The organism is Granulicatella sp. (assembly GCF_057274575.1).
In genome coordinates, this window is the sequence record NZ_DBHISP010000001.1 from 116,754 (window position 1) to 141,283 (window position 24,530).

Below are 24,530 nucleotides of genomic sequence, written 5' to 3' on the forward strand. Positions count from 1 at the left end.
ATTTCCTCCTAATACAACTCCATTGTAACGTGTGAAATACCAACAATATCGTATGGTTCTGAAATAACTTCAAACCCGAGTGATTCATATAATTTTACTAAGTGTGCTTGTGCATGAACCTCAATTATAGTATCCATAAACCACTCTTTACAAACTTCTTTTGCGCGCTCTAACAACGCACGACCTTTTCCTTGCCCTTGGTATCGCTTGTCTATTAACACTCTACCAAGACGAACTTTATCCTTTTCAGGGATAATGCGTAAATAAGAAATTACTTCATGAACATCATTCATTTCAAATAAATGCCATGATTTTTTATCCGTATCGTTAATTTCTTGATAATTCAAATCTTGTCCGACAATAAAGATTTCGATTCTGGCTTTGTAAATCGCAACAATCTCTTCCTTCGTTAGTTCATCATAGTTTTTTAAATACCACATCGAGAATCAACCTCTCTTTGTCTTGAAATAATTTCTTGTATCTTGTTCATCTTTCTTTAATTGAGCGATTAACGCATCTATTCCGTCAAATTTCAATTCTGGTCTTAAATATTTTAACCATTTCACCCGAACTGGAAGGTGGTAAATATCTTTATCAAAATCGAGTAAATTCACTTCAATCGTTACCTTATGAACATCATCAAATGTAGGATTGATTCCAATAGAAGCCATACCAGGAATCCATTTCCCTTCCACAAGCATCTCAACAATATACACTCCATTTTTTAAAAGGAATGTATCATTGGAAACTTCAATATTTGCAGTTGGGAATCCTAACATTTTACTACCACGTCCAAAACCGTGAACAACAACTCCATTCATAATGTAGTCGTAACCTAACAACTCGTTAGCTTTTTCAATCTCACCTTGGAGCAGTAAATCACGAACAGCGGTAGAACTAATCTTTCCATTTTCACTCTTTTGTTCAGCAATCGAAATAATCTCAAAACGATTAGAAGCGTAATTTGGTAACAATTCCATATTCGCAATATCTCGTTTCCCGTAAGTATAGTCAAATCCTGCTACGACAACCTTTGCGTTTAAATCGACAATGTATTGATCTACAAACTCTTGTGGTGAAAGAGCTCCAAATTCTTTTGTGAAATCAACCAAATAGAAAATATCGACACCAAGTTCTTTTAATAGTTCTTTCTTGCGTTCTAGAGGAGATACATATTGAATGCTATCAGGATCTACATTTTGGAAAATAACAGATGGATGCTGGTTAAAAGACATCACTGCTACTTTATAACCGCGTTCCTCTGCGATTTTTTTTGCTGTTGTAATCACTTCTTTATGTCCTAGATGAATTCCATCAAAAAATCCTAAAGCGAGGACAATTGGTTCCTGAATAATACACTCTTTAGCATAAGGGTGTGATAACTCAATTGTTTGCATTCTTCTCTCCTTTCTAAAACATTTTTATTGGTTTTAATAAGCCTTTTTTGACTGGATGAGGACCATAAATTGCTATGAGTTGGTTTCCATAATAACAAGCAGTCGGTGAAACAATTTGTGGAAACTCATCTTGAGTTAAAAGGGCACCATTTTTAAAACGAACGAATTCATCCTTTGTTAAAATCATTCGAGGATATTCATCGAATACAATATCTACTGGTTTTAGTGCTTCTTGAACTTTATCGTTTACAACAAGTTCATTTAGCTGCTCTAATGTAATGCAATCATCTGCATGGAAAGGTCCGCTTTTTACACGGGTTAATTGCGACATATGCGCCTCAACACCCAATGATTTTCCTAGATCAACAGAAAGTGTTCGAACGTAAGTCCCTTTACTACAGCTCACTTCAAACTTCCATGATTGTGTCTTCCTATCTACATTATACACTGGCTCTGAAATCCGTTTGAAGTCGAAAATTGTTGCTTTACGAGAAGGTCGTTCCACTTCTTCTCCGGCTCTTGCGTATTCATACAGACGTTTCCCATTTACTTTAACTGCAGAATACATTGGTGGAATTTGAGTAATTTCTCCAATAAACTCCTGCATTCTTTCGTCAATTTCTTGATTTAAAAAAGGTGTTTCAATAGGCGTTGTAGATACAACATTTCCATGTGCATCTTCCGTCTCAGTTGAAAATCCTAATGTGATTTCTCCTTGGTAAACTTTATTGGATTCGTGAAGATTCTCAACAACCTTGGTCGCCTTACCAATACAGATTGGTAACACTCCATCTACTTCAGGATCCAGCGTTCCTGAATGTCCGACTTTTTTTGTTCTTAATAATTTTCTAACTTTATAGACACAGTCGAACGACGTCATGCCTCTTTCTTTCCATAATGGAAGGATTCCATCCATTCGTTTCATCCTTTCAAGGTTTACATTTGCTAACTTATTGTAACATAATTCATCCTTTTCCTCATTGATATTGAATATAGGTTTTATTTGAAAAATATGCTATTATAAGATGTAAACTAATTTGATAGGAGTGACTTTATGTCTAGAGTATATATTGTAACGGACTCGACAGCAGATTTAACTGAAGAGGAAGTAAAACAATTTGAAATCTCTATCGTACCAATGAATATTTCAATCGATGATGAAAACTATATCGATGGTGTAACGATTACAAAAGATGAATTTAAAGAAAAAATGATTGCAAGTAGCGAGCTTCCAAAAACAGCTCAACCATCTATTGGTCGTTTCGTAGAAGTATACGATGAGCTTGGAAAAAACGGTGACTCTATTATCTCGATTCAGATGATGCGTTCGATTAGTGGTACCGTTGATGCCGCTCGCCAAGCAGCTGATATTACTGAGACAAATGTCACAGTAGTGGATTCAGCCTTCACTTCCAGATCTATGGGTATGATTGTTAAAGAGGCCGCCAAAGCCGCTCAAGAAGGAAAAACAGTAGAAGAAATTCTAGAAATTGTTGAAGATGCCAAGAAACGCACTACCCTTTACTTAACAGTCGTTAACTTAGATAACTTAATTAAAGGTGGACGAATTAGTCAATTAATGGGGATGTTTTCAAATTTACTTAATATTAAATTATTCCTTCAAGTTATCCACGGAAAAATTGAAATTATTCAAAAAGGCCGTGGTTTAAAATCTCTTCAAAAAAAATACGATGAAATTTTTAAAGAAATGAAAGCTGTTCCTAATGGTATTCAAGAAATTGGTATTATGCATGCTGGTTTAAGTGAATTTAACGAAGGAAATATCGCTCGTGTACGTGAACTCTTCCCTAATGTTCCTCTCACAATTGTAACAACTTCACCAATTATCATGAGCCACACAGGCGTTGATGCTATGGCGATTACTTACTTAGAAAATAAATAAAAATAAAGCAACTAACTCTGGCTTTCAGAATTAGTTGCTTTTTTTGTTAGTTTAATAGTTGTCCAATAAAGATACCCACATAAGTACCAATAATGTATCCTAGAGTCCCTACAAGCATTGTAGGTGCTACGAATCGATGCCATCCTTTAGAAATAGCCATCGCTGCAGCAGTTGTTGGTCCACCAATATTCGCATTTGAAGCGAGAATGGCTTCTTCTACTGTAAAGCCAAATATTTTTGCTCCAGCAAATGTCACTGCCATATTCACGAAAACCATAATTGCACAGAACACAAGTAATAATGGAGATTTTTCAATGATTGCTCCGATTGAAGCTGGAATTCCAATTACCACAAAGAATAAATAAATTAAGAAAGTTCCAATTTCATTAGCACCACTAATCTTTTTGAAGTGTTTTGCAAAAAATGTTGAACACGCAACCGTTAAAGTCGTTAGGATTAAATATTTATTCGAAAGAAGTTGAATAAGGCTGTTATCTCCTAAGCGCGAAATCATTTCTGATAACGTAAAGCTAATGGTTACGATAATCACAGAGATTGCGTAAACAAATGCAACATCTTGAACAGTAATCACAGTGTCTTTCCCATAAGCTTTTTCTTCTTCCTCTTTAACGTCTTCTTTATACGTAAATTTAAAATGCTTTTTAAAGAATCCAATTGAAGGAATCATCAATAAAATTAAGAAATAGAATACCATTAACAAGTTATCAGCTACTGTAGCTGCAGAAATGAGTTCTTTTGGAATATCGAAAGCTGATGAAACAGCAACAAAGTTTACACCTCCACCAATATAACTTCCGACCATCATCCCTGCTATATGGTTTAATACTGGAATCGATTTTGATAACAATAGATACCCTAAAAATGCACCTAAAACTGTTCCTAGTGAACTAATCAGGAAAATAACCACTAACCGTCCACTTTCCTTCCAAATTTGCTTTAAATCACATTGAAATAATAGCATCGGAATAGCTAGAGGTACTACAACACCCCAAACTTGATCGTAAACAGGTGAATCTACAGGAATAATCCCCAAATTGCTTAAAGTTGCAGCTAATAAAAGTCCTATAATGGCTCCACTAATCTTAGCCGCCCATTTATATCGATTTTCTAAAAAGATACTGATGGTCGCAATTCCAACAATAATAGACCACAATACCCATGTATTATTTGCATCAATCATAAAACACCTCGTCTAACTTTTTCATATAATTGAAAAATACCATATATGGTATTTTTTTATCAAAAGAGCAAAAGAATCTTTATGCTTGAAGTCCTTTTGCCCTTTAAAATTTTATCGTTGTTCATCTTCTTCATGAATTGATTTTAGAAGTTCATCAATATGATTTCCGTAATCTACCGATTCATCGCGTTTAAAGAGTAATTCAGGTGTTTTATACAATGATAGACGTTTGCCTAATTCTCGACGGATTAATCCTTTAGACTTTTCTAAGCCACGTTCTGTCGCTTGACGCTCACTTGCTAATTTATGAAGTGTTGTGTAGTAAATGGTAGCAATTTGCAGATCACCAGTTACTTCAACTTCAGTAATTGTAATTTCTTGTACACGTGGGTCACGCACCTTTTTAGATAAGATATCATTTACTTCACGTAAAATTTCTTGTGACACACGTCCAACTCTAAAGTTTGCCATTTTGTCTCCTTTCCAACGAAAGAGGCACTGCAATCAGTCCCTCTTCGTTCTACTTAAATCATAATATTAATTTAGTATTTGCAGTCGATTCATATCGAATTTTCTCGCACTATTTGTATAACGGCTTGAAAATTCTGAATCGACGTGCGTTTCCCGAAACATCCGCTCAACTATCCTAGTCGATTACGGTGTTCCGGTCCAACGGTTCGATTCATAACGAATTTTCTCGCACTATTTTCTTTTAATCTCGACCATTTCGTATGCTTCGATGATATCGTCTACCTTAATGTCGTTGTAGCCTTCAATCATGATACCGCACTCGAATCCAAGTTTAACTTCTTTAGCATCGTCTTTGAAGCGTTTCAAGCTTGCTAATTCTCCTTCGTAAATAACAATGTTATCACGGATTAAACGAACTGAGCTTGAGCGTTTAACAACACCTTCTAATACGTATGAACCAGCAATTGTTCCAAGTTTAGATACAGTGTATGTTTCACGAACGATTGCTTGACCAGTAATTTTTTCTTCAAATTCTGGATCTAACATACCTTTCATCGCTGTTTCGATTTCATCAATTACATTATAAATGATACGGTGTAAGCGAATATCTACTTGATCAGATTCCGCTTGAATTTTCGCTTGTGGCGTAGGTCTCACGTTAAATCCGATGATAATTGCGTTACTTGCTGTTGCAAGAGTAATATCACTCTCGTTGATTGCCCCTACAGCTGTATGGATAATCTTCACACGAACACCTTCAACTTCAATCTTTTGTAAGCTTGATGCTAACGCTTCAACAGAACCTTGTACGTCTGCCTTGATAATCACATTAACTTCTTTCAATTCTCCTTCTTTCAATGTAGAGAATAAGTTGTCTAATGTAATACGGCTTGAAGCATTACGTTGTTCGATTAACGCTCGTTTTGCACGTTCTTCACCAGCAGCACGAGCAGTTTTTTCGTCTTCGAATACTACGAAGCGGTCCCCAGCTTGAGGTGAAGCATTAAGACCTGTAATTTCAACTGGAGTCGCAGGTAAAGCAGTTTTCACACGGCGTCCTTGGTCATTCACCATTACACGGACACGTCCAAATGTATTACCAACAACGATTGGATCCCCAACTTTAAGAGTTCCTTCTTGAACCAATAATGTTGCGATAGGCCCTTTTGATTTGTCTAAACGTGCTTCAATTACAGTACCTAAAGCTAATCGGTTAGGGTTTGCTTTCAATTCTTGAACTTCAGCCACTAATAGAATCATTTCTAGTAATTCTTCGATGTTTTGGTTGAATTTCGCTGAAATCTCAACGAAAATTGTGTCTCCACCCCATGCTTCAGGCACAAGTCCTAAATCAGAAAGTTCTTGCATCACACGTCCAGGGTTTGCTGCCGGTTTATCGATTTTGTTCACAGCAACAATAATTGGAACATCTGCCGCTTTAGCATGGTTAATCGCTTCGATTGTTTGTGGCATTACACCGTCATCAGCTGCTACTACGATAACAGTAATATCAGTGATATCTGCACCACGCGCACGCATTGTTGTAAATGCCGCGTGACCTGGAGTATCTAAGAATGTAATTGGTTTTCCATCAATTTTGATTTGGTACGCACCAATATGTTGAGTAATTCCCCCTGCTTCTCCCGCTACAACTGAAGAGTTACGTAATTGGTCAAGCAATGTTGTTTTACCGTGGTCAACGTGTCCCATGATAGTTACAACTGGAGGACGTACAGTACTTTCAACGTTTTCAGAAGCTGCTTCTTCAAAATACACATCTAAATCAGAAATATCTTTTTCGATTTTTTCTTCAGCATCCATACCGTAGTCAGCCGCCAATAATTCAATAGCGTCCTTTGATAGACCTTGGTTTAATGTTGCCATTACGCCTAGTAAAAATAATTTTTTGATGATTTCTGCTGGTTCACGTTTGATTTTCTTCGCTAATTCAGCAACAGTCATACCATCTGTGTATACTAATACATCTGGTAATTCATGGAATTTACGTGCAGGAACAGCTGGTTTAGTTTTTTGTTCATCACGACGGTTACCTTTTTTACCTTTTTGGTTGCGGTTTTTCTTGCTGAAACCATCATTGTTAGAATCGCTATAACGTTGTTGGTTTCTTCTTTCGTTATTACGATTGTTTCTTGGTGATTCGAAACGATCGTTGTTATTGTTTTGTTTTTGGTTATTACGAGGACGTTCTGCTTGTCCTTGTTGGTTTGAATGAGCTTCAGTACGTGCTGGTTCTTTCTTAAATGAAGGACGGTTTCCATTCGCATTTTGTTGTTTTTGATTTGGACGTTCTTGATTTCTCTTATCATTTTGGTCATGACGTCTTTGGTTGTGAGAATGGTTTCGTTCTTGATTTTGTTTTTGATGTCCTTGTTTTGGAGCGCGATCTTCTCTCTTCGTCAATTCTTGCTTAGGAACTACTTTTTTAGTTTCAGCTTTTTTCGCTTCTTGTTTTGGAGCAGATTTTACTTCTTGCTTTGGAACCTTTGCAGGTTTAGTAGCAGACTTAGAATTCCAAGCTCCTTTAATTTTTGAGATTTCAGATTCTTCCATTGTAGACATATGACTATTATATGAAATACCTACTTCTTTTGCTTTTTCAATAATTTCTTTACTAGCCACATTCAATTCTTTCGCTAATTCGTATACGCGAGTTTTCGACATAGTCTCACCTTCCTATTCGTTCATATCGTTAAATCCCTTCATCTTCAGTAGACTCTTTGTAAACCCTCGATCATCAATTAAAACGATGGAACGTCTTTTGCCAATCGCTAGAGACAATTCATCCGTTTCAAATTGCTGAACAAAAGGAATTTCATAATATTCACATTTGTTTTTGATTTTTTTAACCGTGTTTGCACTACAATCTTTGGTACAAATCACTAAATTTCCTTTTTGTCTTTGAATACTTTGGATAACTTGCTCCTCACCACTAATCAGTTTACGAGCAGCTGTTGCCATTCCAAGTAGATTCAAAGCTCTTTGTTTAACGAGCTCTTCCATCACTAAATAACTCTTTTCTTGCTTTTTGATGTTCTACATAAGCGAGAAGTTCTTCGTAAAATGCATCTGGAATTTCAATTTCTAATTGTTTTTCAAACAGACGATTTTTCCAAGCTTTCTCAACTAAAGTAGGTTCAAGAGTAATATAAGCGCCACGGCCGTTTACTTTACCAGTTGGATCGATTTGCGCAACACCTTCAGCATTACGAACAATACGAACCAACTCTTTCTTCGGCATCATTTCACCAGAAGCGATACAACGGCGCATCGGAATCTTTTTCTTTTTCATCGTGCACCTCCTGTATTTTATTCTTCTTCAGAAGAATATTCTTCTGTTTCTTCAACGACTGGATTTGCTAAGTTTTCTAAATACTCTTCATAAGCAGTTTCAGATTTAATATCAATACGGTATCCTGTTAATTTTGCTGCTAAGCGTGCATTTTGACCACGTTTTCCGATTGCTAAAGAAAGCTGGTGGTCAGGAACAACGACGATACAACCGTTATTATCCGAATTAAATTCAACTTTCAACACTTGAGCTGGATTTAAAGCATTTTTAATATAGATTGCTGGATCTTCATTCCATTCAACAATATCCATATTTTCACCATTTAATTCTTCAACAATGTTATGAACACGTTGCCCACGTGGCCCTACACATGTGCCGACAGGATCTAAGTTAGCATCGTTAGTACGAACTGCAACTTTAGCACGATCTCCTGCTTCACGTGCAATAGATACAATTTCTACTACACCATCATAAATTTCAGGAACTTCTTGTTCAAATAGACGTTTTAATAAATCTGCGTGCGTACGACTTACAAAAATTTGTGGCCCTTTTGTAGTGTTATCTACTTTAGAAACTAAAACTTTGATTCGTTGATCTGGTAAGTACTCTTCTGTTGGGATTTGGTCTTGTTTGGCCATTCCGGCAACGATACGACCAAGGTTTACATAGACATAACGGAAATCTTGACGATCTACAACACCTGTCATGATTTCATTTTCGTATTGAATGAATTCATTATAGATATTTGTTCGTTCAGCATCACGAAGACGTTGCATAATGACCTGTTTCGCTGTTTGAGCAGCAATACGTCCGAAGTCTTTTGGAGTTACTTCAAAACGAATTTTATCTCCAACTTCATAGGCTTTATGCTTTTCGTGCGCCTCTTCAAGACTAACTTCTAGTGTTGAATCGAATACATATTCAACTACTTCTTTTACAGCATAAACGTGCATATTTCCTTTCTTTTGGTCAAACTCTACTTCTACATTTTGTGCTTGTCCATAGTTTTTCTTGTATGCAGATACTAATGCTGCTTCTAAAGCTGTAATCACAACATCTTTAGAGATTCCTTTTTCTTCTTCGAGAACTGTTAATGCTCTAAGCATTTCTTTACTCATTTGTTTACTCCTTTACTTCTTAGAATTTGATTGCAAGACGAGCTTTCGCAATGTTTTTTCGTTCAATGGTAAATTCTTTTGTTCTAGTTTTGATTTGTACGTTCAATGTAACGGTTTCTTCGTCGACGGAAAGAAGTGTTCCTTCAAGGAATTTCTCACCTTCAATATTTTGATAAAACGATAAATGAACGTATGAACCAATGGCTGCTTTTAATTCTTCCTCGTTTCTTAATGGGCGTTCTGCACCAGGTGAAGAAACTTCTAGGAAGTATGCTTGTGGAATTGGATCTGGATTTTGAGCGTCAAGAATCTCACTAAATTTTTCACTCATAAATGCACAATCGTCTAAATCGATTCCACCTGGTTTATCCAAGTAAAAACGTAGAAACCAATTTTTTCCTTCTTTAACAAATTCTAATTCGAATAACTCAAAGCCTTCTTTTTGGATCACATCTCTAGTAAGCTCTGTTACCGTCTCAGTTACTTTACTCATAGCCTCAACCTCCTTATTAATCGAGTCCATGTCGATAAAAAGAGTGAGCGTTTCCGCTCACTCTCCTCTCAACTACTATTCTACTGTTTCAGTATATCATATTATTTGCGAATTTCGCAACTATTCTGATATTAGAACAAATCATCAAATAAAGATAATTGGTTTTCATCCGGCAGATGGTCTAAGACTTTATTTTCTGTCATATAATCAATTAAAGTCTTAGAAACTTTACCTCGAGTAGCTAAATCTTTCTTAGATAAGAAAGGTTGTTCTTGTCTAGCCTCAACGATTTTATTCGCAACGTTCAGTCCTAATCCTTGAATTGCTCTAAATGGAGCAATCAAAGAGTCGCCTTCTATCACAAAATTACTTGCCTCAGACTTATCAACATCCACCATCTTAAAGTGGAATCCACGTTCTACCATCTCGTTAGCAAGTTCAAGAACAGTTAGCAAGTTTTGTTCCTTCGCACTAGCTTCCATTCCTTTTTCCCTAATTTCTTTAATTCGTTTCTTAATCATCTCTTTTCCTTGAGACATTGCAACGATATCAAAATCTTGTGCACGCACTGAGAAATAAGCGCAATAGTATAACAATGGTTTATGAACCTTAAACCAAGCTACACGTAATGCCATTAAAACGTAGGCCGCGGCATGGGCTTTCGGGAACATATACTTAATTTTTAAACAAGACTGAATATACCATTCAGGTACATTATTTTCTCTCATAATAGCCTGGAAGTCATCAGGAATCCCTTTTCCTTTACGAACACCTTCCATAATTTTGAAAGCTACACCTTCTTCAACGCCTTTATGGATTAAGTACACCATAATATCGTCACGACATCCAATAACTTCAGAAAGTGGAATATTATGAAGTCGAATTAATTCTTCGGCATTTCCAAGATACACGTCCGTACCATGGGATAGACCAGAGATTTGAAGGAGCTCCGTAAATGTGTTTGGTTTTGTCTGTTCAAGCATCCCTCGAACGAATTTTGTACCAAATTCTGGAATCCCAAGAGTTCCTGTATTCGAGTCAATTTGTTCGGGTGTAACACCTAAAACTTCAGTACCACCGAAAATTTTCATTACTTCTGGATCATCTGGTGGAATTGATTTTGGATCCATTCCTGATAAGTCCTGCAACATACGAATCACGGTTGGATCATCGTGTCCAAGAATATCTAGTTTTAATACATTATCGTGAATCGAGTGGAAGTCAAAGTGTGTTGTTCTCCATTCAGCACTTAAATCATCAGCTGGATATTGAATTGGTGTAAAGTCGTAAACATCCATGTAATCCGGAATAACAATAATCCCTCCAGGATGTTGGCCTGTACTTCTTTTTACGCCAGTACAACCATTAGCAAGTCTTTCAACTTCAGCTTGTCTGAATTCTAATCCTAAATCTCTTTCGTATCCTTTTACATACCCAAATGCGGTCTTATCAGCAACCGTACTAATAGTTCCTGCACGATATACGTAATCTTCCCCGAATAATACTTTTGTATAGTTATGGGCTTGTGGCTGATATTCCCCACTAAAGTTTAAATCAATATCGGGAACTTTATCTCCGTAGAATCCTAGGAAGGTTTCAAACGGAATGTCGTGTCCATCTTTCACCATCCTCGTATTACATCTTGGACAGTTTTTTTCAGGTAAGTCAAAACCTGACCCAACTGATCCATCATCAAAGAATTCTGATAATTGGCACTGTGGACATCTATAGTGGGGTGCTAACGGATTCACTTCGGTAATTCCAGTTAAAGTAGCTACTAAGGATGAACCTACCGATCCACGTGAACCGACTAAATAACCGTCTTGATTACTCTTTAATACAAGTTTTTGAGCAATTAAATAAATTACCGAAAAACCATTTCCAATAATACTCTTTAGCTCTTTTTTAATACGATCATCCACAATTTTAGGAAGAGGGTTTCCATACCATTCATGGGCTTTATCATAACTTAGTTTAGTTATCTCATCCTCTGCTCCTTCAATTTTTGGAGTATATAAATCATCCTTTACAGGTGTAATTTCCTCTAATTGTTCGCTAACCCAATTAGAATTTGTAACGACCACCTCATAAGCTTTATCTTCTCCAAGAAATGCGAACTCTTTCAACATTTCATCTGTAGTTCTTAAATGAGCATCAGGATACTCTTGCGGAACTCCATTATTAACTGAAGTTAACAATATTTCTCTATAAATCTTATCTTCAGGATTTAAATAATGAACATTCCCAGTTGCCACAACTGGTTTTCCAAGTTCATCCCCTAATCTCACTAAATTTTGAATAATTTCTTCTAAGTGGTGTTCATTTCGAATTAATTCTTTTTTTATAAGAGGACGATATATAGCTTTTGGCATAATCTCGATGTAATCATAAAACTTCGCTTTTTCTTTCGCTTCGTTATACCCTTTTTGCATCATCGCTTCAAAAACTTCACCTTCAGCACATCCCGAACCTAGCAAGAATGAATCTCTTCGACTAGAGAGCATGCTCCTTAAAATACGAGGAACTCGGTAATAGTACTGAATGTTCGATTGAGAAACCACCTTGAATAACTCTTTTAATCCAGCTTGATCTTTTGCAAAAATCGTCGCATGGAAAGGACGGCCATTCTTAAATACTTCTTCAGGATGAATATTTGTATTTAATTCATCGTGATATAAAAGTTGATGGTCGTTTGCTGCTTCTTTCAAGAAAATGTGACATAAATAGCCTGTTGTTTCAGAATCATATACGGCACGGTGGTGTTGTTCTAAAGCAACATTATAACGTTTTGCAAGTGTATTTAAACGGTGTGATTTCAATTGTGGATGAAGCATACGAGATAATTCTAAAGTATCGATAACTGGTTGTTCAGTTCGATCAAGTCCAACATTCTCATACCCTGTATTTAAGAACCCCATATCAAAGCTAGCGTTATGTGCAACTAAGATACAATCTTTAGAAAATTCATGGAATTCTTTTAACACTTGTTCAACAGATTTAGAACCTCTGACCATATCGTCAGTAATCCCCGTAAGTTGAATTGTCGTTGCAGATAATGGATGACCAGGATCAATAAATTCTTCGAACTTGTCAATTACAACACCATTCTTCATTTTGACAGCTGCTAATTCGATAATGCTATCATAAATTGCAGAAAGCCCAGTGGTTTCCACGTCAAAAACTACATAAGTCGCATCTTCTAGTAAGATATGTTGAGGATTGTATGCTACATTCACATGGTCATCAACAATGTTTCCTTCTAAACCATAAAGAATCTTAATTCCGTTTTTCTTTCCAGCACCATGAGCTTCAGGATAAGCTTGTAAATTCGCATGATCTGTAATCGCAATCGCCTTATGTCCCCATTTAGCAGCTTGACTTATTAAATCACTTGGAGAATTCGTTGCATCCATTACAGACATATTCGTATGCATATGTAATTCAACACGTTTTTCTCCTTCAAATGTATCCTTTCTTCCTTCGTGTTTAACTACATTCATATCACGAATGATCATTCCCAGTTCTTGAGAATATTTATTAACCTCAATACTACCAAACGCCTTCACCCAGGTTCCTTTTTTTAATCCTTCTAACGCGGCTTCATCTTCAGGAGTTGAAGGAAATAAAGTAGCGCTGATTGATGAAGTGTAATCTGTTAGTTTAATATTCCCGAAAAGCTTTCCTTTTGCTTTTCCTCTTCGAAGTTCAATATCAAAAATTTTACCTTCAATAACAACATTTCGTTCTTCTTCAAAAATATCGGCAATGGCTCTCGTTTCAGAATTAGATTTGATGAGCTTCCCATAAATGACGCCGTCCTGCTTGGATGAAGTTGGCATAGACTTATTCTTTGAGGAAGAAGTCGCCATCATTTGTGCGTTCTTTTGAGCTTCATTAAAATCATCCTGAATTTGCTGTTCCTTTTGCTCAAAAAGCTCCGTCATCTTTTCATGCATTTCATCATCTAGTTGGATGTGAATTCCTACTTTTGGAAACCCAACTTCCATATATGCTTGCTGAATCTTTGGAATACAGTTTTTGACTAAGTGAGTTTTCGTTAATTCATTCGGACAATGAATTTGAATTTGATTATTTACGAACTTTGGTGTTTGTCCTAACAATATTTGATGAGAAACGGATGATTCATCCTTTATAGCATCAAGTATATAAGCCCAATAATCCTGAATTAAAGTTTCATTGACAATCACGTTTTCTTCAGTTGTTATGATTGCTTTTGCTCCACCAAAACGCTCGTAATTTTTACTCAATAATTCAGTAAACAATTGAAATTTTTCAAAGAGAAAAATATTTGGATTATGAATATGGAAAATCCAGTTTTGATTTGATTTTGAAATGTCAATTCGTAATAACTTAGCGTCATCAAAATCCGGTGAGAAAACATTAACATCAGCAATATCAAATTGTTCAATTACTTTTTTCATTAAATCTTTATGTGATTGACTCATTGTTTCCTCCTCTTTTATTACATAAGAAGAGTGTTCTACGGATGTAGAAACACTCTTAGGTTAATTAAATAATTTCATAATATCATTCCAAGTAACAAGAAGCATTAATGCAAAAAGGAAGATAGCTCCTGCAATCGTTAAATAGCCCTCTTTTTCAGGATCTAATGGTTTCTTTCTTATTCCTTCGATAAAGTTTAAAACAAGTTTTCCTCCATCTAAAGCAGGAATTGGTAAAAGATTCATTACTCCAAGATTAGCACTAATCATTCCCATAAATGAAAGTAAATCTATTAAACCATTCTTAGCAACCTGTGAGGTCAAACTGTAAATAGCCACTGGTCCACCAAGTTGATTTAAATTAAAACCTTTAGTAAAAATTGATCCTAATGCAGACAATACCAACACAATTACACTGATTGTTTGCGTAAATCCATATCCAAGAATCGATAAAATACTATTATCTAAAGTTCTAGTTACACCTAGTTGGCCTATTTTACTTCCGTTCTGACCTTCAACTGATTTTGGAGTGATACTGACATTTTTTGTATCACCATTCCTTTGAATTGTCATCGAAAGAGTCTTATCCGCGCTTGAACGAACAATTGAAGTCATTTCATCCCATGAGTGAATATCTACTCCGTCAATCGAAATGATTTTATCCGATGTTTGAAGTCCCGCTTCATGAGCAGCTGATTGATCACTAACTTGGCCAATTACAGGATCATTAGAAGGTACTCCACCTTGCATAAAACCTACGATAATAAAAATGATGATGGATAAAATAAAATTATTCATTGGCCCTGCAGCATTCGTTTTAATTCGATTCCATAAACTGGCAGAGTTAAATTGACGTTCAATCGGTGCGACAACAACCTCCGTACCATCACTCTCAATGATTGTTGCTTGTTTAGAAACCGTTAAATTTACTTTTTCTTCTGAATTGACAAAGTAGCCACTTAAAGTCATTGAACGATGCAAATCAGCTTCTTCTATTTGGAAAGGGACTGAATTTTCAATGATTAAATGTTCATCAAAGTTTAGTTTTTGAACAATATTTTCTTTATCCAATTCAATAGTAATCATCATTCCAGGTTTAATTTCTTGTTCATCCTCATCATGACCTGCCATTCTAACATAACCACCAATTGGCAATAATCTTAATGTATAAACCGTTTCACCTTTACGAACCTGAAAAATTTTTGGCCCCATTCCGATTGCAAATTCTCTAACTAAAATTCCAGCTTTCTTAGCAAAATAATAGTGACCAAATTCGTGAATTATAACAATAACACTAAAAACAAACAAGAATGCAATAATTGCTTGCAACTCTTTCACCTCTCTTAATTATTTCCAAAGAATTTATAAATAATTTGGAACATAAACATTGCAAAAAATGTAGAATCAAATCGATCTAAGACTCCACCATGTCCAGGAAATAGTTTTCCTGAATCCTTGACATTAAACTGTCTCTTATATGCAGACTCTACTAAATCTCCCAACTGTCCAAAAACTGATAAGCTAACCATTAATAAAACAAACTCTAAAACGGAGAAATTAACTGGATTATAGAATGGTACAACTAGTAATCCTAATGCTAAAGAACCAATCACCCCTCCAATAGAACCTTCAATTGTTTTATTCGGACTAATCTCAGGTGCTAATTTGTGTTTTCCAAATTTTCGTCCAAAAATATAAGCAAAGGAGTCTGTCCCCCAAATAATTAAGAACACAAAAATTGCCATCCCAAAACTAATACTTCTGACAAATAAAATCCCTGAAAAACCTCCACCAACGTATAGAGAAATGAGGGAGCAAAAAGCAGCATCTTCAAATGAGAATCGATCACTTTTATATACTGTTAATGTCATTAATAGCATGACTATAAGGAAATAAATGAAGAAATAATCTATTCCTCTAGGTAAAGCTACCAATGGTCTTTGTGAAAATAAAAACGACAATGTTGCTAATAATGTTAATACACCTTCAATAGAAAATATGTTCATTTTTTTCATTTGGAAAAATTCATAAATCCCAACGGTAGATAATAAAAGAAATAGTGTTCGAAGGCCTATTCCACCTTCATATAATAAAGGAAGGAAGATTCCCAAAGCGATTAAAGCAGTAATAACTCTTTTCCCCATCTAAGCAAGTCCTCCATAACGTCGATGTCTACTCTGATATGTTTGAATAGCTTTATGCAAATCTTCTTCAGAGAAATCAGGCCAAAAGATATCCGTAAAATAGTATTCACTATAAGCTAATTGCCATAGTAAAAAATTACTCAATCTAACTTCTCCGCTCGTACGTATCATTAAGTCAGGATTTTGTAATTCTCCTAAAAATTGAGTTTGTAAATGTGATTCAAAAATAGCCTCATCAATATTTTCGATTTCCAATTCGCCTTGTTTTACAAGCGTAGATATTGCCTTCGTTGCCTCAATAATTTCAGCACGCGAACCATAATTCAAAGCAAATGTTAAAACCATTCCAGTATTATTTTTGGTGTCTTCTACTGCTTTTAAAACAATGCTTTTTGTTGCTTCAGGTAATTCATCAATAAACCCAATTAATTGAATCTTCATATTTCTCTCTTGGAGCTCCGGCATGAATGTTCCAAAAAAATCACCCGGTAATTTCATTAAAAAACTGACTTCTTCAGTTGGTCTTTTCCAATTTTCAGTACTAAAAGCATATAAAGTCATTGCTTTCACGCCCAATTCATCAGCAGCAATAGCAATTCTTTTAACAGTGCTCATTCCCTCTTTATGTCCTGCTATTCTAGGAAGATTACGTTTTTTCGCCCAACGCCCATTTCCATCCATAATAACGGCAATGTGTTTTGGGATATTATTAGAATCTAAAGAAATTATTTCCGTTGCATCTTCTTTCTTTGATTGTTTCTTCCAAAAAACCATGGCATCCATTCCTTTTCATGTATTTCCTTTCTATTGTAACAGATGTTGCAGTTCTTTTATAGTATTCTATTTTCAAGATTAAAAAAAATATAACCTACTGAATACATTGGTTTATAAAGGGAAAAATGTTATACTTATAGACAGATTTATGAAACAAATAAAGGAGTCATGCCATGATTACTATGAAGGATATCGTGCTAGAGGGACATCCTGCTCTAAGAAAACGTGCAGAAAAACTTACCTTTCCTCTTTCACCTGAGCATCAAGAATTAGCTAAAGAGATGCTTGAATTTTTACATAACAGCCAAAATCCTGAAATTGCAGAAAAATACGGATTACGCGCAGGTGTCGGCTTAGCAGCACCTCAACTTGGAAAAAGCATTCAAATGATTGCTCTACTCGTTCCAGGTTTTGAGGAAGAAGAAGCGATTTTAGATGAAGTCTGGATTAATCCTCGTATCATGAGAGAATCCGTTAAAAAAGCTTGTTTGAAAGACGGAGAAGGATGCTTATCTGTTAATCGTGAAGTTCCAGGTATTGTACTTCGTCCAGAACGGATTACAGTTAAGTATCAGGATGTCAACGGTGATGAATTTGTTCGTACTTTAACTGATTATGAAGCTATCGTAGTTCAACATGAAATTGATCACTTAAATGGCGTTATGTTCTACGACCATATTAATCAATCACAACCAATGTATATTCCTAAAGGAGCCGTTGTCATTGGAGAATAAGAAACCCATTCTGGTGTTTGATTTAGACGATACTTTATATTCTAAAAAGAAAGTATTTTTGGATACTTTAGAAGAAATCTATCCAAATACTTCATTTGACGAGAGTTCGTATAAAATTTATCAAGAGAAAAGTGATGAAGCTTTTGAATTATTCTCAAAGGGAAAAATTTCGTTAGAAGAGAACCATTTCTCACGTATTCAAAATACGTTAACAGCTTTAGAGTTGCCCTCTTCATCACAAGAAACGATGACTTTTAAAAAACAATACCAGTTTATGATGGATCATATCCAATTAGATAAAGATTGGTTCTCATTTTTCGATTACCTGTCACCAAGAGCCAGTTTAGTACTTCTAACCAACGGACCAACAGACCATCAATTAAAGAAAATTCATTCACTAAACCTATATAAATGGTTTACCTCAAAAAATATTTTCATTTCTGAAGATACAGGGGTTAAAAAACCGGAACCTGAAGCTTTTATAAATGTTGAAAGATTATTTCCTAATAATTCTCCATCAAAATTTTGGATGATTGGCGATGATTTGAAAAACGATATTTTTGGTGCTAAACAAAGAAATTGGAATACAGTTTATTTCAAGTATGAAGAAACCATACAGTCTCTAATGAGCTCTCCTCTTTCAACTCCCAATCAATTATTAGAAAAATTGCTAGACGAATGTTCTTTCGACTTATAAAACTATGAAAATAGAAGCGTTCTATGCTAAAATATGATAGAAACATTATGAAAAAAATTAAAGGAGTACATACATGATTTTTAAAATTACTTACCAACCAACAAAAACAGAGGCTCCACGTCGTGAGAACACAGAAGCTTTGTATATCGAAGCAAGTGACAAGGTAGAAGCCCGCCGCCTTGTTGATGAAAATACTGAATACAACGTAGAGTTCATCCAAGAGCTAGATGAGAAACACCTAGCTTACGAAAAACAAAACCCAGAATTTAAATTAACGGTGTTCAAATAAAATGAAACCAAATATTAAAAACAACGAAACGGGCGTATTTGCTTTTGGCGGTTTAGGCGAAATCGGTAAAAACACTTATGGTGTTCAATTCCAAGATGAACTTATCATTTTGGATGCCGGTATTAAATTCCCTGAAGATGATTTACTCGGAATCGACTACGTGATACCCGATTATAGTTATATCGTTCAAAATATTAATAAAGTAAAAGGGCTATTTATTTCACATGGACACGAAGACCATATTGGTGGGATTCCTTTCTTAATTAAGCAAGCGAACATCCCTATTTATGCAACAAAACTTGCGATGTCCCTTATTCGAAATAAATTAGAAGAACACGGTCTTTTAAGAGATGCGATTCTTCACGAAATTGATGAAGACAGCGTGATTAAATTCCGTAAAACACAAGTGAGTTTCTATCGCACGACCCACTCCATTCCAGATGCATTTGGGATTGTGATTAAGACTCCTCCAGGAAATATCGTGTTTACAGGTGACTATAAGTTTGACTTCACTCCAGTTGGAGAACCAGCGAATCTTCACCGTATGGCACAAATCGGTTCAGAAGGTGTCCTTGTTCTCTTAGGAGACAGTACAAACTCTGAAGTTCCTGGATTTACTCAATCTGAACAAGTTGTTGGAAAATCAATTAAAGAAATTATCCAACGTGTGGATGGACGAATTATTTTTGCGACATTCGCGTCAAACGTTTCTCGTCTAAAACAAGTAACGGATGTGGCTGTAGCAACTGGACGTAAATTAGCTGTATTCGGACGTAGTATGGAAGCTAGTTTCCGAACAGCTAGAGAATTAGGCTATATTCAAGCGCCAGATGATACTTTTATTGATGGACGAGAAATCAATCAATACCCTTCTGAGAAAGTCATTATTTTATGTACAGGTTCTCAAGGGGAACCAATGGCGGCTCTTAGCCGTATTGCTAACGGGACTCACCGTCAAATCTCTATTCAACCTGGAGATACAGTCATCTTCTCTAGTTCACCAATCCCTGGAAACACTTCTAGCGTTAACCGAGTTATCAACCTTCTATCTGAAGCTGGTGCTGAAGTCATTCATGGTAAAGTAAACAATATTCACACTTCTGGACATGGTTCTCAAGAAGAACAAAAGTTAATGCTTCGCTTAATGAATCCTAAATACTTCGTTCCAGTTCATGGTGAATATCGTATGCAGAAGATTCAAGCGAACCTTGCAACTCAAGTGGGAATTCCAAAAGAAAACTCATTTATCTTAAGCAATGGTGATGTTCTTGCAGTCACAGCAGACTCAGCACGTAGAGCTGGCCACTTCTTTGCCGGAGATGTCTATGTTGATGGTAACGGAATTGGTGATATCGGAAACATTGTTCTTCGAGATCGTAAGACTCTCTCTCAAGATGGTTTAGTTATCTGCGTAGCTACTGTTGACTACGAAAACCGTGAACTAGTGGCTGGTCCAGATATGCTCTCTCGTGGGTTTATCTACATGAAAGAGTCTGGACAACTTCTAAATGAAGCACAAGCTATCCTTCGTGATGAAATTGAAGAATTGCTTTCTGACACCGAAGAAGTACTAAATGAACGATCTCTCAGAAATAAAATCACAGACGTTTTAGGTCCTTTCTTATTTAAGAAAACGGAACGTCATCCAATGATTCTTCCAGTAATTCTAGGAGTTACTGAGGCAGATACTTTAGAATAAATAAATTAAGAGGTGTAACGCAGTTGCGGTACACCTCTTTTCTATTGAACTTAAACTAGCTGTTATAGTTTACTTTCATTATTGGAGTACTTTTTTAACATCTTCAATCATTAATTTAGTAGATTGTAATCCACCACCGCTGAGATACCATAAGTCAGAAGTTAATTGGATGACACGGTTATTCTTCACAGCGTTTGTTTCTTTGAATAATGCATTGTTTAAAATTGTATCAGCATTTGAATTATCTCCACCAATTGCTAGAGTTCTATTTAATAAAATAATAGTATCAGGATTAATTTCTTTAACTCCTTCAAAGCTCATTTCTTGGCCATGTCTGCTATCTTCAATTTTTGCATCAGTCGCTTTGAATTTGAGTGATTGATAAAGAAATGCAAAACGTGAATCTGCGCCAAATGCGGACATTTTTCCCTCATTAAGCATTAAAGTTAATGTTTTATTAGTTGATTTTTCATTCACATCAGCCACTTTCTTAATCGAAGCTTCTAGTGATTTAATTTCTTCCTCTGCTTTCGTCTCTGCCTCTTTACCAAATAGTGATGCTACCAAGCGGATGTTTTTAGACACTGAATTCCAGTAGTCCTTTTGGTCCACTGAGAAAATAACGGTTGGTGCGATTTCTTTTAATTGGTCTAAATATTTAATCGTACGACCTGAAGCGATGATTAAATCGGGTTCTAATGCAGCAATGGCCTCAATATCTGGTTCCACCATTGATCCTGTTGGTTGAATACTTGATGGTAAATCTTTTAAGTATGCAGGCAAAGTTTTTAAAGGCATCCCTACAATATTATCGACAAAACCAAGTTCGCGAATTGTATCGGCAACCCCTAAATCAAATACAACAATTTTCTTTGGTTTTGTTTTAACCGTTACGTCTTCTTTCCCGTTAGTAAGAGTCACTTCACTCTTTTCTTCTACAGTAGCAGCTTGAGTTTGAGTCGTAGCTCCATCTGTTTTTGTTGTTTGTCCGCAAGCTGCAAGGATAAATACAGCTACTAAACTAATTAAAGCTAAAATTTTTTTCATTTTAATTCTCCGTTCTTAATAATACATATTTTTTTATCATTCAATTCAACGACTTCAAGTGGAATTTCATATAATGCTGATAACACATCATCCTTCATCACTTTATCGACTGTATCATGGATAATACATTTTCCATCTTTAAAACAAGCAATTTCATCTGAAAAATTACTTGCCATATTTAAATCATGCATCACAATCACGATCGATTTTTCTTTTTCATCGACTAAGAATCGCAGTAAATTCATTACTTCATATGCTTGTTTTAAATCGAGATGATTTAATGGTTCATCCAGTAAAATCCATTCTGTATCCTGAGCCAAAACCATCGCAATGAGCGCTCGTTGATACTGACCTCCAGATAAAGTTCCAATGTCCTGCGTTCTAAAAGAGGTAAGATTTGTATTCACGAGCGCCTCTTCTACGATACGCTCGTCCTCTTTGGTTATTTTTCCTTTTGTGTAAGGGAAACGACCAAAGCGAACAAATTCTTCTACCGTCATACTGACATGTACCTGCTGATTTTGTTTTAAAACAGCGAGTTCTTTTGCTAATTCTGTTGAGTTCCATGCTTCAACTTCTTGACCGTTGATAAATATAAATCCTTCGTCTTTAGGAAGAAGCCGACTCATCATCCCTAAAAGCGTTGATTTTCCAGCACCATTTGGTCCTATAAAGGCAGTCAGTCGCTGTTTTGACACTTCTAAATCCACATAATCAACAACTGGATGTCGATATTTTTTAGTAACACCTTTAAGTTGCACCAGGCTTCTCTCCTTTCACTAATAAGATTAAATACAATACTCCACCAATTCCCTCAATAAATACGCTTATAGGAATTGTAAGAAGAAATACTCTCTCAACAATCAATTGAGCCGAAAGTACAATTACAAGCCCTAAAATAGTCGAAAATAGCCATAATACGCCGTGTTTGTATTCTTTTGTCAGTTGATAGGTTAAATTCGCAATCATAAAACCTAAAAATTGAAGTGGCCCTACTAGAATCGTAGACAGACTCGTCATAATAATCACAATAACAATCACTACATTACTAAGACGTTTTGTATTGATCCCTAACATTTTAGCCCCATCTACTCCTAAATGAAGAGCATCGAGCTTATGCCTTAATTTAAAGAACACTATCATTAACAAGCCAAATAATACTAGAGCTCCGAATATCAATATTGGTTGTGCATTCATCTTTTGGAATGAAGGATAAAGAGAGCTTTGGAGTTTATCAAATTCATTTGGATCCATTAATACTTGTAAGAATGTACTTGCATTTCTAAGAAGTATCGAAAATGCCATTGTCAGTAACAATAACACTTTAAAATTAGAAAGAAGCATTCCTTTAGAGACGTTCATTAATAACAGTAACAGCATTATCTGAATAGTAATTGTAACAGCATAAATAAGGGCTGACTGTTCTACTTTTAGCCCTACTAAACTTTCAAAGTAATATAGTCCACTTTGAATAAAGACAAATAGGCTCTCAATTCCTAACACACCCGGCGTTAAAAATCGATTTTGCACAACGGTTTGAAAGCTAATCGTCGAGATTGGGATTGCACAAGATACAATCACCATAACCAGTAATTTTAATAATCGTCGTTGTAAAATAAAATTTGAAACAGTTGTACTATTTTTCGATGGTATCAGTAGATACGCTACTACTAGTAACACAACAATAATAGAAAGGATGCCTAAAAAGATTCTTGTTTTCTTTTTCATAGGTCTCCTCCTTTCTTTTCCAGGCGAATCACTTGGAAAATAAAGAGTGCGGCCCCAAGAATACTTAAGATGATACTTACGGAAATCTCATAAGGAGCAATGACCATTCGTGCGATAATGTCACAAGTTAAAACAAGACAGGCACCAACTAGCATTGTCAGTGGCACTAATACTTTCATTTGAGGCCCAAATCGCATACGGACGATATTTGGAACAATCACCCCAATAAACGGTAAGCTTCCCACTGTAATCATCGTTACACTCGTCGTTAGCGCAATAAGCACTAATGTTAATGACTCCATTCGCTTGACTGGAACGCCAAGATTTCGACTAATATCTTCCCCCATGCTGACTACCGTATAGTATTGGGCAAAAATAATACTAAGTACTAAAACAAATAAGCATAAATACAGCCATTCATACTGATTGGTTTGAATCATTGAAAATGAACCTTGCATCCATGACGATAAACTCTGTACAAGCTGAAATTGATACGCAATAAATTGAGTGCAGGCTCCAATCACACCACCAAAAATCAACCCAATTAAAGGAATCATCCATTTTTGTTTCAATGATAAATGGTGCTGTAATGTGATAAAAAGGGCCGAGAAGGCAATTGCAAACACAAACGATGTCGCCATCTTTTCTAACAGTCCAGGAGATGGGAATAATAATAAACTCATCATCAATCCCAGTTTTGCGGCGTCAACTGTACCAATCGTACTTGGCGAAGCAAACTCATTTTGAGTGATCGTCTGCATCAATAAACCCGATACACTCATTGCAGAAGCTGACAATAAAATACTCAACAATCTAGGAAATCTTGATTGCCAAAACAGTTGTGTTGCGCTCTCTCCTCCATTAAAAAATTCCATCCAAGAGAAGCTGGAAGCTCCAACAGAGAGTGAGATAATGCTTAATATAAGTAATAATATAAATAAATAACTAACTCTTTTCATGTTCTCTCTTTTCTAATTGATAACCATTCTCAATTACCACATTTGTTAGTTTACCAAATTATTCACTAGATTTAAACCTTTTTTCATGAAAATAATAGAGATT

23 protein-coding genes are annotated in these 24,530 nt (G+C 35.7%); 5 read left to right on the forward strand and 18 right to left on the reverse strand.

What is annotated here, in order from left to right; all coding sequences use genetic code 11:
* Positions 1 to 8: 8 nt before the first annotated feature.
* The 3 genes from ACO5V7_RS00545 to truB are packed head-to-tail and all read right to left on the reverse strand — an operon-like array spanning position 9 to position 2,313.
* The gene (locus ACO5V7_RS00545) at positions 9 to 440 is read right to left on the reverse strand and encodes a GNAT family N-acetyltransferase (RefSeq protein WP_485484648.1); all 432 of its coding nucleotides are present in this window, start codon (positions 438 to 440) and stop codon (positions 9 to 11) included.
* Positions 441 to 446: 6 nt separating this feature from the next.
* Complete coding sequence (gene ribF, locus ACO5V7_RS00550) at positions 447 to 1,397, reverse strand: riboflavin biosynthesis protein RibF (protein WP_485484649.1); 951 nt, start codon at positions 1,395 to 1,397, stop codon at positions 447 to 449.
* Between the two features lie 13 nt (positions 1,398 to 1,410).
* A complete protein-coding gene (gene truB, locus ACO5V7_RS00555) occupies positions 1,411 to 2,313 on the reverse strand; it encodes a tRNA pseudouridine(55) synthase TruB (RefSeq protein ID WP_485484650.1) in 903 nt (300 codons plus the stop codon).
* A 138-nt stretch (positions 2,314 to 2,451) separates the two neighbouring features.
* Here truB and ACO5V7_RS00560 point away from each other — a divergent pair, with 138 nt between their 5' ends.
* The gene (locus ACO5V7_RS00560; RefSeq protein WP_485484651.1) at positions 2,452 to 3,300 is read left to right on the forward strand and encodes a DegV family protein; all 849 of its coding nucleotides are present in this window, start codon (positions 2,452 to 2,454) and stop codon (positions 3,298 to 3,300) included.
* Positions 3,301 to 3,346: 46 nt separating this feature from the next.
* Here ACO5V7_RS00560 and ACO5V7_RS00565 read toward each other — a convergent pair whose 3' ends face one another.
* From ACO5V7_RS00565 to uppS, 11 genes are all read right to left on the reverse strand, one after another.
* On the reverse strand, positions 3,347 to 4,501 hold the full coding sequence (locus ACO5V7_RS00565) for a DUF819 family protein (RefSeq protein WP_485484652.1): 1,155 nt from the start codon (positions 4,499 to 4,501) through the stop codon (positions 3,347 to 3,349).
* A 111-nt stretch (positions 4,502 to 4,612) separates the two neighbouring features.
* Positions 4,613 to 4,972, reverse strand: a complete 360-nt coding sequence (gene rbfA, locus ACO5V7_RS00570; RefSeq protein ID WP_485484653.1) for a 30S ribosome-binding factor RbfA — start codon at positions 4,970 to 4,972, stop codon at positions 4,613 to 4,615.
* Positions 4,973 to 5,203: 231 nt separating this feature from the next.
* Positions 5,204 to 7,654 (reverse strand): translation initiation factor IF-2, encoded by a 2,451-nt coding sequence (infB, locus tag ACO5V7_RS00575; RefSeq protein WP_485484654.1) that lies wholly within the window; start codon positions 7,652 to 7,654, stop codon positions 5,204 to 5,206.
* Positions 7,655 to 7,666: 12 nt separating this feature from the next.
* Entirely contained in the window at positions 7,667 to 7,993 is a 327-nt protein-coding gene (locus ACO5V7_RS00580) for a L7Ae/L30e/S12e/Gadd45 family ribosomal protein (protein WP_005605555.1), read from the reverse strand.
* A complete protein-coding gene (gene rnpM, locus ACO5V7_RS00585; protein ID WP_048712070.1) occupies positions 7,977 to 8,282 on the reverse strand; it encodes an RNase P modulator RnpM in 306 nt (101 codons plus the stop codon). Before rnpM ends, ACO5V7_RS00580 begins: the two co-directional genes overlap by 17 nt.
* A gap of 17 nt (positions 8,283 to 8,299) precedes the next feature.
* Positions 8,300 to 9,400, reverse strand: coding sequence for a transcription termination factor NusA (gene nusA / locus ACO5V7_RS00590; RefSeq protein ID WP_485484655.1), 1,101 nt, complete (start codon positions 9,398 to 9,400; stop codon positions 8,300 to 8,302).
* 19 nt (positions 9,401 to 9,419) lie between these two features.
* A complete protein-coding gene (gene rimP, locus ACO5V7_RS00595) occupies positions 9,420 to 9,893 on the reverse strand; it encodes a ribosome maturation factor RimP (RefSeq protein ID WP_259948521.1) in 474 nt (157 codons plus the stop codon).
* A 131-nt stretch (positions 9,894 to 10,024) separates the two neighbouring features.
* Positions 10,025 to 14,359, reverse strand: a complete 4,335-nt coding sequence (locus tag ACO5V7_RS00600; RefSeq protein ID WP_485484656.1) for a PolC-type DNA polymerase III — start codon at positions 14,357 to 14,359, stop codon at positions 10,025 to 10,027.
* Between the two features lie 60 nt (positions 14,360 to 14,419).
* Positions 14,420 to 15,685, reverse strand: coding sequence for an RIP metalloprotease RseP (gene rseP, locus ACO5V7_RS00605; RefSeq protein WP_049555490.1), 1,266 nt, complete (start codon positions 15,683 to 15,685; stop codon positions 14,420 to 14,422).
* 14 nt (positions 15,686 to 15,699) lie between these two features.
* Positions 15,700 to 16,500 (reverse strand): phosphatidate cytidylyltransferase, encoded by an 801-nt coding sequence (locus tag ACO5V7_RS00610; RefSeq protein WP_485484657.1) that lies wholly within the window; start codon positions 16,498 to 16,500, stop codon positions 15,700 to 15,702.
* Positions 16,501 to 17,283 (reverse strand): undecaprenyl pyrophosphate synthase, encoded by a 783-nt coding sequence (uppS, locus tag ACO5V7_RS00615; RefSeq protein ID WP_070437143.1) that lies wholly within the window; start codon positions 17,281 to 17,283, stop codon positions 16,501 to 16,503.
* A 164-nt stretch (positions 17,284 to 17,447) separates the two neighbouring features.
* Between uppS and def the strand changes: the two genes are divergently transcribed.
* The 4 genes from def (at position 17,448) to rnjA (ending at position 20,693) form a co-directional block, all read left to right on the forward strand.
* Positions 17,448 to 18,008, forward strand: coding sequence for a peptide deformylase (gene def / locus ACO5V7_RS00620; RefSeq protein ID WP_485484658.1), 561 nt, complete (start codon positions 17,448 to 17,450; stop codon positions 18,006 to 18,008).
* Positions 17,998 to 18,705, forward strand: a complete 708-nt coding sequence (locus ACO5V7_RS00625; protein ID WP_485484659.1) for an HAD family hydrolase — start codon at positions 17,998 to 18,000, stop codon at positions 18,703 to 18,705. The genes def and ACO5V7_RS00625 overlap by 11 nt, the downstream gene beginning before the upstream one ends.
* Positions 18,706 to 18,778: 73 nt before the next feature.
* The gene (locus ACO5V7_RS00630; protein ID WP_005605573.1) at positions 18,779 to 18,994 is read left to right on the forward strand and encodes a DNA-directed RNA polymerase subunit epsilon; all 216 of its coding nucleotides are present in this window, start codon (positions 18,779 to 18,781) and stop codon (positions 18,992 to 18,994) included.
* A gap of 1 nt (position 18,995) precedes the next feature.
* Entirely contained in the window at positions 18,996 to 20,693 is a 1,698-nt protein-coding gene (gene rnjA, locus ACO5V7_RS00635; protein ID WP_485484660.1) for a ribonuclease J1, read from the forward strand.
* 78 nt (positions 20,694 to 20,771) lie between these two features.
* Here rnjA and ACO5V7_RS00640 read toward each other — a convergent pair whose 3' ends face one another.
* From ACO5V7_RS00640 to ACO5V7_RS00655, 4 genes are read right to left on the reverse strand one after another with little or no spacing between them, the layout of a single operon-like run.
* Complete coding sequence (locus ACO5V7_RS00640) at positions 20,772 to 21,740, reverse strand: siderophore ABC transporter substrate-binding protein (protein ID WP_485484661.1); 969 nt, start codon at positions 21,738 to 21,740, stop codon at positions 20,772 to 20,774.
* Positions 21,737 to 22,501 (reverse strand): ATP-binding cassette domain-containing protein, encoded by a 765-nt coding sequence (locus tag ACO5V7_RS00645; protein WP_263089585.1) that lies wholly within the window; start codon positions 22,499 to 22,501, stop codon positions 21,737 to 21,739. Before ACO5V7_RS00645 ends, ACO5V7_RS00640 begins: the two co-directional genes overlap by 4 nt.
* Positions 22,491 to 23,468: an iron chelate uptake ABC transporter family permease subunit gene (locus ACO5V7_RS00650; RefSeq protein ID WP_485484662.1), complete on the reverse strand. Its 978-nt coding sequence runs from the start codon at positions 23,466 to 23,468 to the stop codon at positions 22,491 to 22,493. The genes ACO5V7_RS00645 and ACO5V7_RS00650 overlap by 11 nt, the downstream gene beginning before the upstream one ends.
* Positions 23,465 to 24,427 carry an ABC transporter permease gene (locus ACO5V7_RS00655; RefSeq protein WP_485484663.1) on the reverse strand — a complete coding sequence of 321 codons (963 nt, stop codon included), beginning with the start codon at positions 24,425 to 24,427 and terminating at the stop codon, positions 23,465 to 23,467. Before ACO5V7_RS00655 ends, ACO5V7_RS00650 begins: the two co-directional genes overlap by 4 nt.
* Positions 24,428 to 24,530 lie beyond the last annotated feature (103 nt).

Bases quoted from the DNA above. Each gene is read 5' to 3' on its own strand.
- ACO5V7_RS00640 (WP_485484661.1), bottom strand. From the start codon at position 21,740: ATGAAAAAAATTTTAGCTTTAATTAGTTTAGTAGCTGTATTTATCCTT.
- ACO5V7_RS00600 (WP_485484656.1), bottom strand. From the start codon at position 14,359: ATGAGTCAATCACATAAAGATTTAATGAAAAAAGTAATTGAACAATTT.
- ACO5V7_RS00630 (WP_005605573.1), top strand. From the start codon at position 18,779: ATGATTTTTAAAATTACTTACCAACCAACAAAAACAGAGGCTCCACGT.
- ACO5V7_RS00655 (WP_485484663.1), bottom strand. From the start codon at position 24,427: ATGAAAAGAGTTAGTTATTTATTTATATTATTACTTATATTAAGCATT.
- rimP (WP_259948521.1), bottom strand. From the start codon at position 9,893: ATGAGTAAAGTAACTGAGACGGTAACAGAGCTTACTAGAGATGTGATC.
- truB (WP_485484650.1), bottom strand. From the start codon at position 2,313: ATGGATGGAATCCTTCCATTATGGAAAGAAAGAGGCATGACGTCGTTC.
- nusA (WP_485484655.1), bottom strand. From the start codon at position 9,400: ATGAGTAAAGAAATGCTTAGAGCATTAACAGTTCTCGAAGAAGAAAAA.
- infB (WP_485484654.1), bottom strand. From the start codon at position 7,654: ATGTCGAAAACTCGCGTATACGAATTAGCGAAAGAATTGAATGTGGCT.
- ACO5V7_RS00650 (WP_485484662.1), bottom strand. From the start codon at position 23,468: ATGAAAAAGAAAACAAGAATCTTTTTAGGCATCCTTTCTATTATTGTT.
- uppS (WP_070437143.1), bottom strand. From the start codon at position 17,283: ATGGATGCCATGGTTTTTTGGAAGAAACAATCAAAGAAAGAAGATGCA.
- ACO5V7_RS00545 (WP_485484648.1), bottom strand. From the start codon at position 440: ATGTGGTATTTAAAAAACTATGATGAACTAACGAAGGAAGAGATTGTT.
- ACO5V7_RS00560 (WP_485484651.1), top strand. From the start codon at position 2,452: ATGTCTAGAGTATATATTGTAACGGACTCGACAGCAGATTTAACTGAA.
- rnjA (WP_485484660.1), top strand. From the start codon at position 18,996: ATGAAACCAAATATTAAAAACAACGAAACGGGCGTATTTGCTTTTGGC.
- ACO5V7_RS00610 (WP_485484657.1), bottom strand. From the start codon at position 16,500: ATGGGGAAAAGAGTTATTACTGCTTTAATCGCTTTGGGAATCTTCCTT.
- ACO5V7_RS00565 (WP_485484652.1), bottom strand. From the start codon at position 4,501: ATGATTGATGCAAATAATACATGGGTATTGTGGTCTATTATTGTTGGA.
- rnpM (WP_048712070.1), bottom strand. From the start codon at position 8,282: ATGAAAAAGAAAAAGATTCCGATGCGCCGTTGTATCGCTTCTGGTGAA.
- def (WP_485484658.1), top strand. From the start codon at position 17,448: ATGATTACTATGAAGGATATCGTGCTAGAGGGACATCCTGCTCTAAGA.
- rbfA (WP_485484653.1), bottom strand. From the start codon at position 4,972: ATGGCAAACTTTAGAGTTGGACGTGTGTCACAAGAAATTTTACGTGAA.
- ribF (WP_485484649.1), bottom strand. From the start codon at position 1,397: ATGCAAACAATTGAGTTATCACACCCTTATGCTAAAGAGTGTATTATT.
- ACO5V7_RS00580 (WP_005605555.1), bottom strand. From the start codon at position 7,993: ATGGAAGAGCTCGTTAAACAAAGAGCTTTGAATCTACTTGGAATGGCA.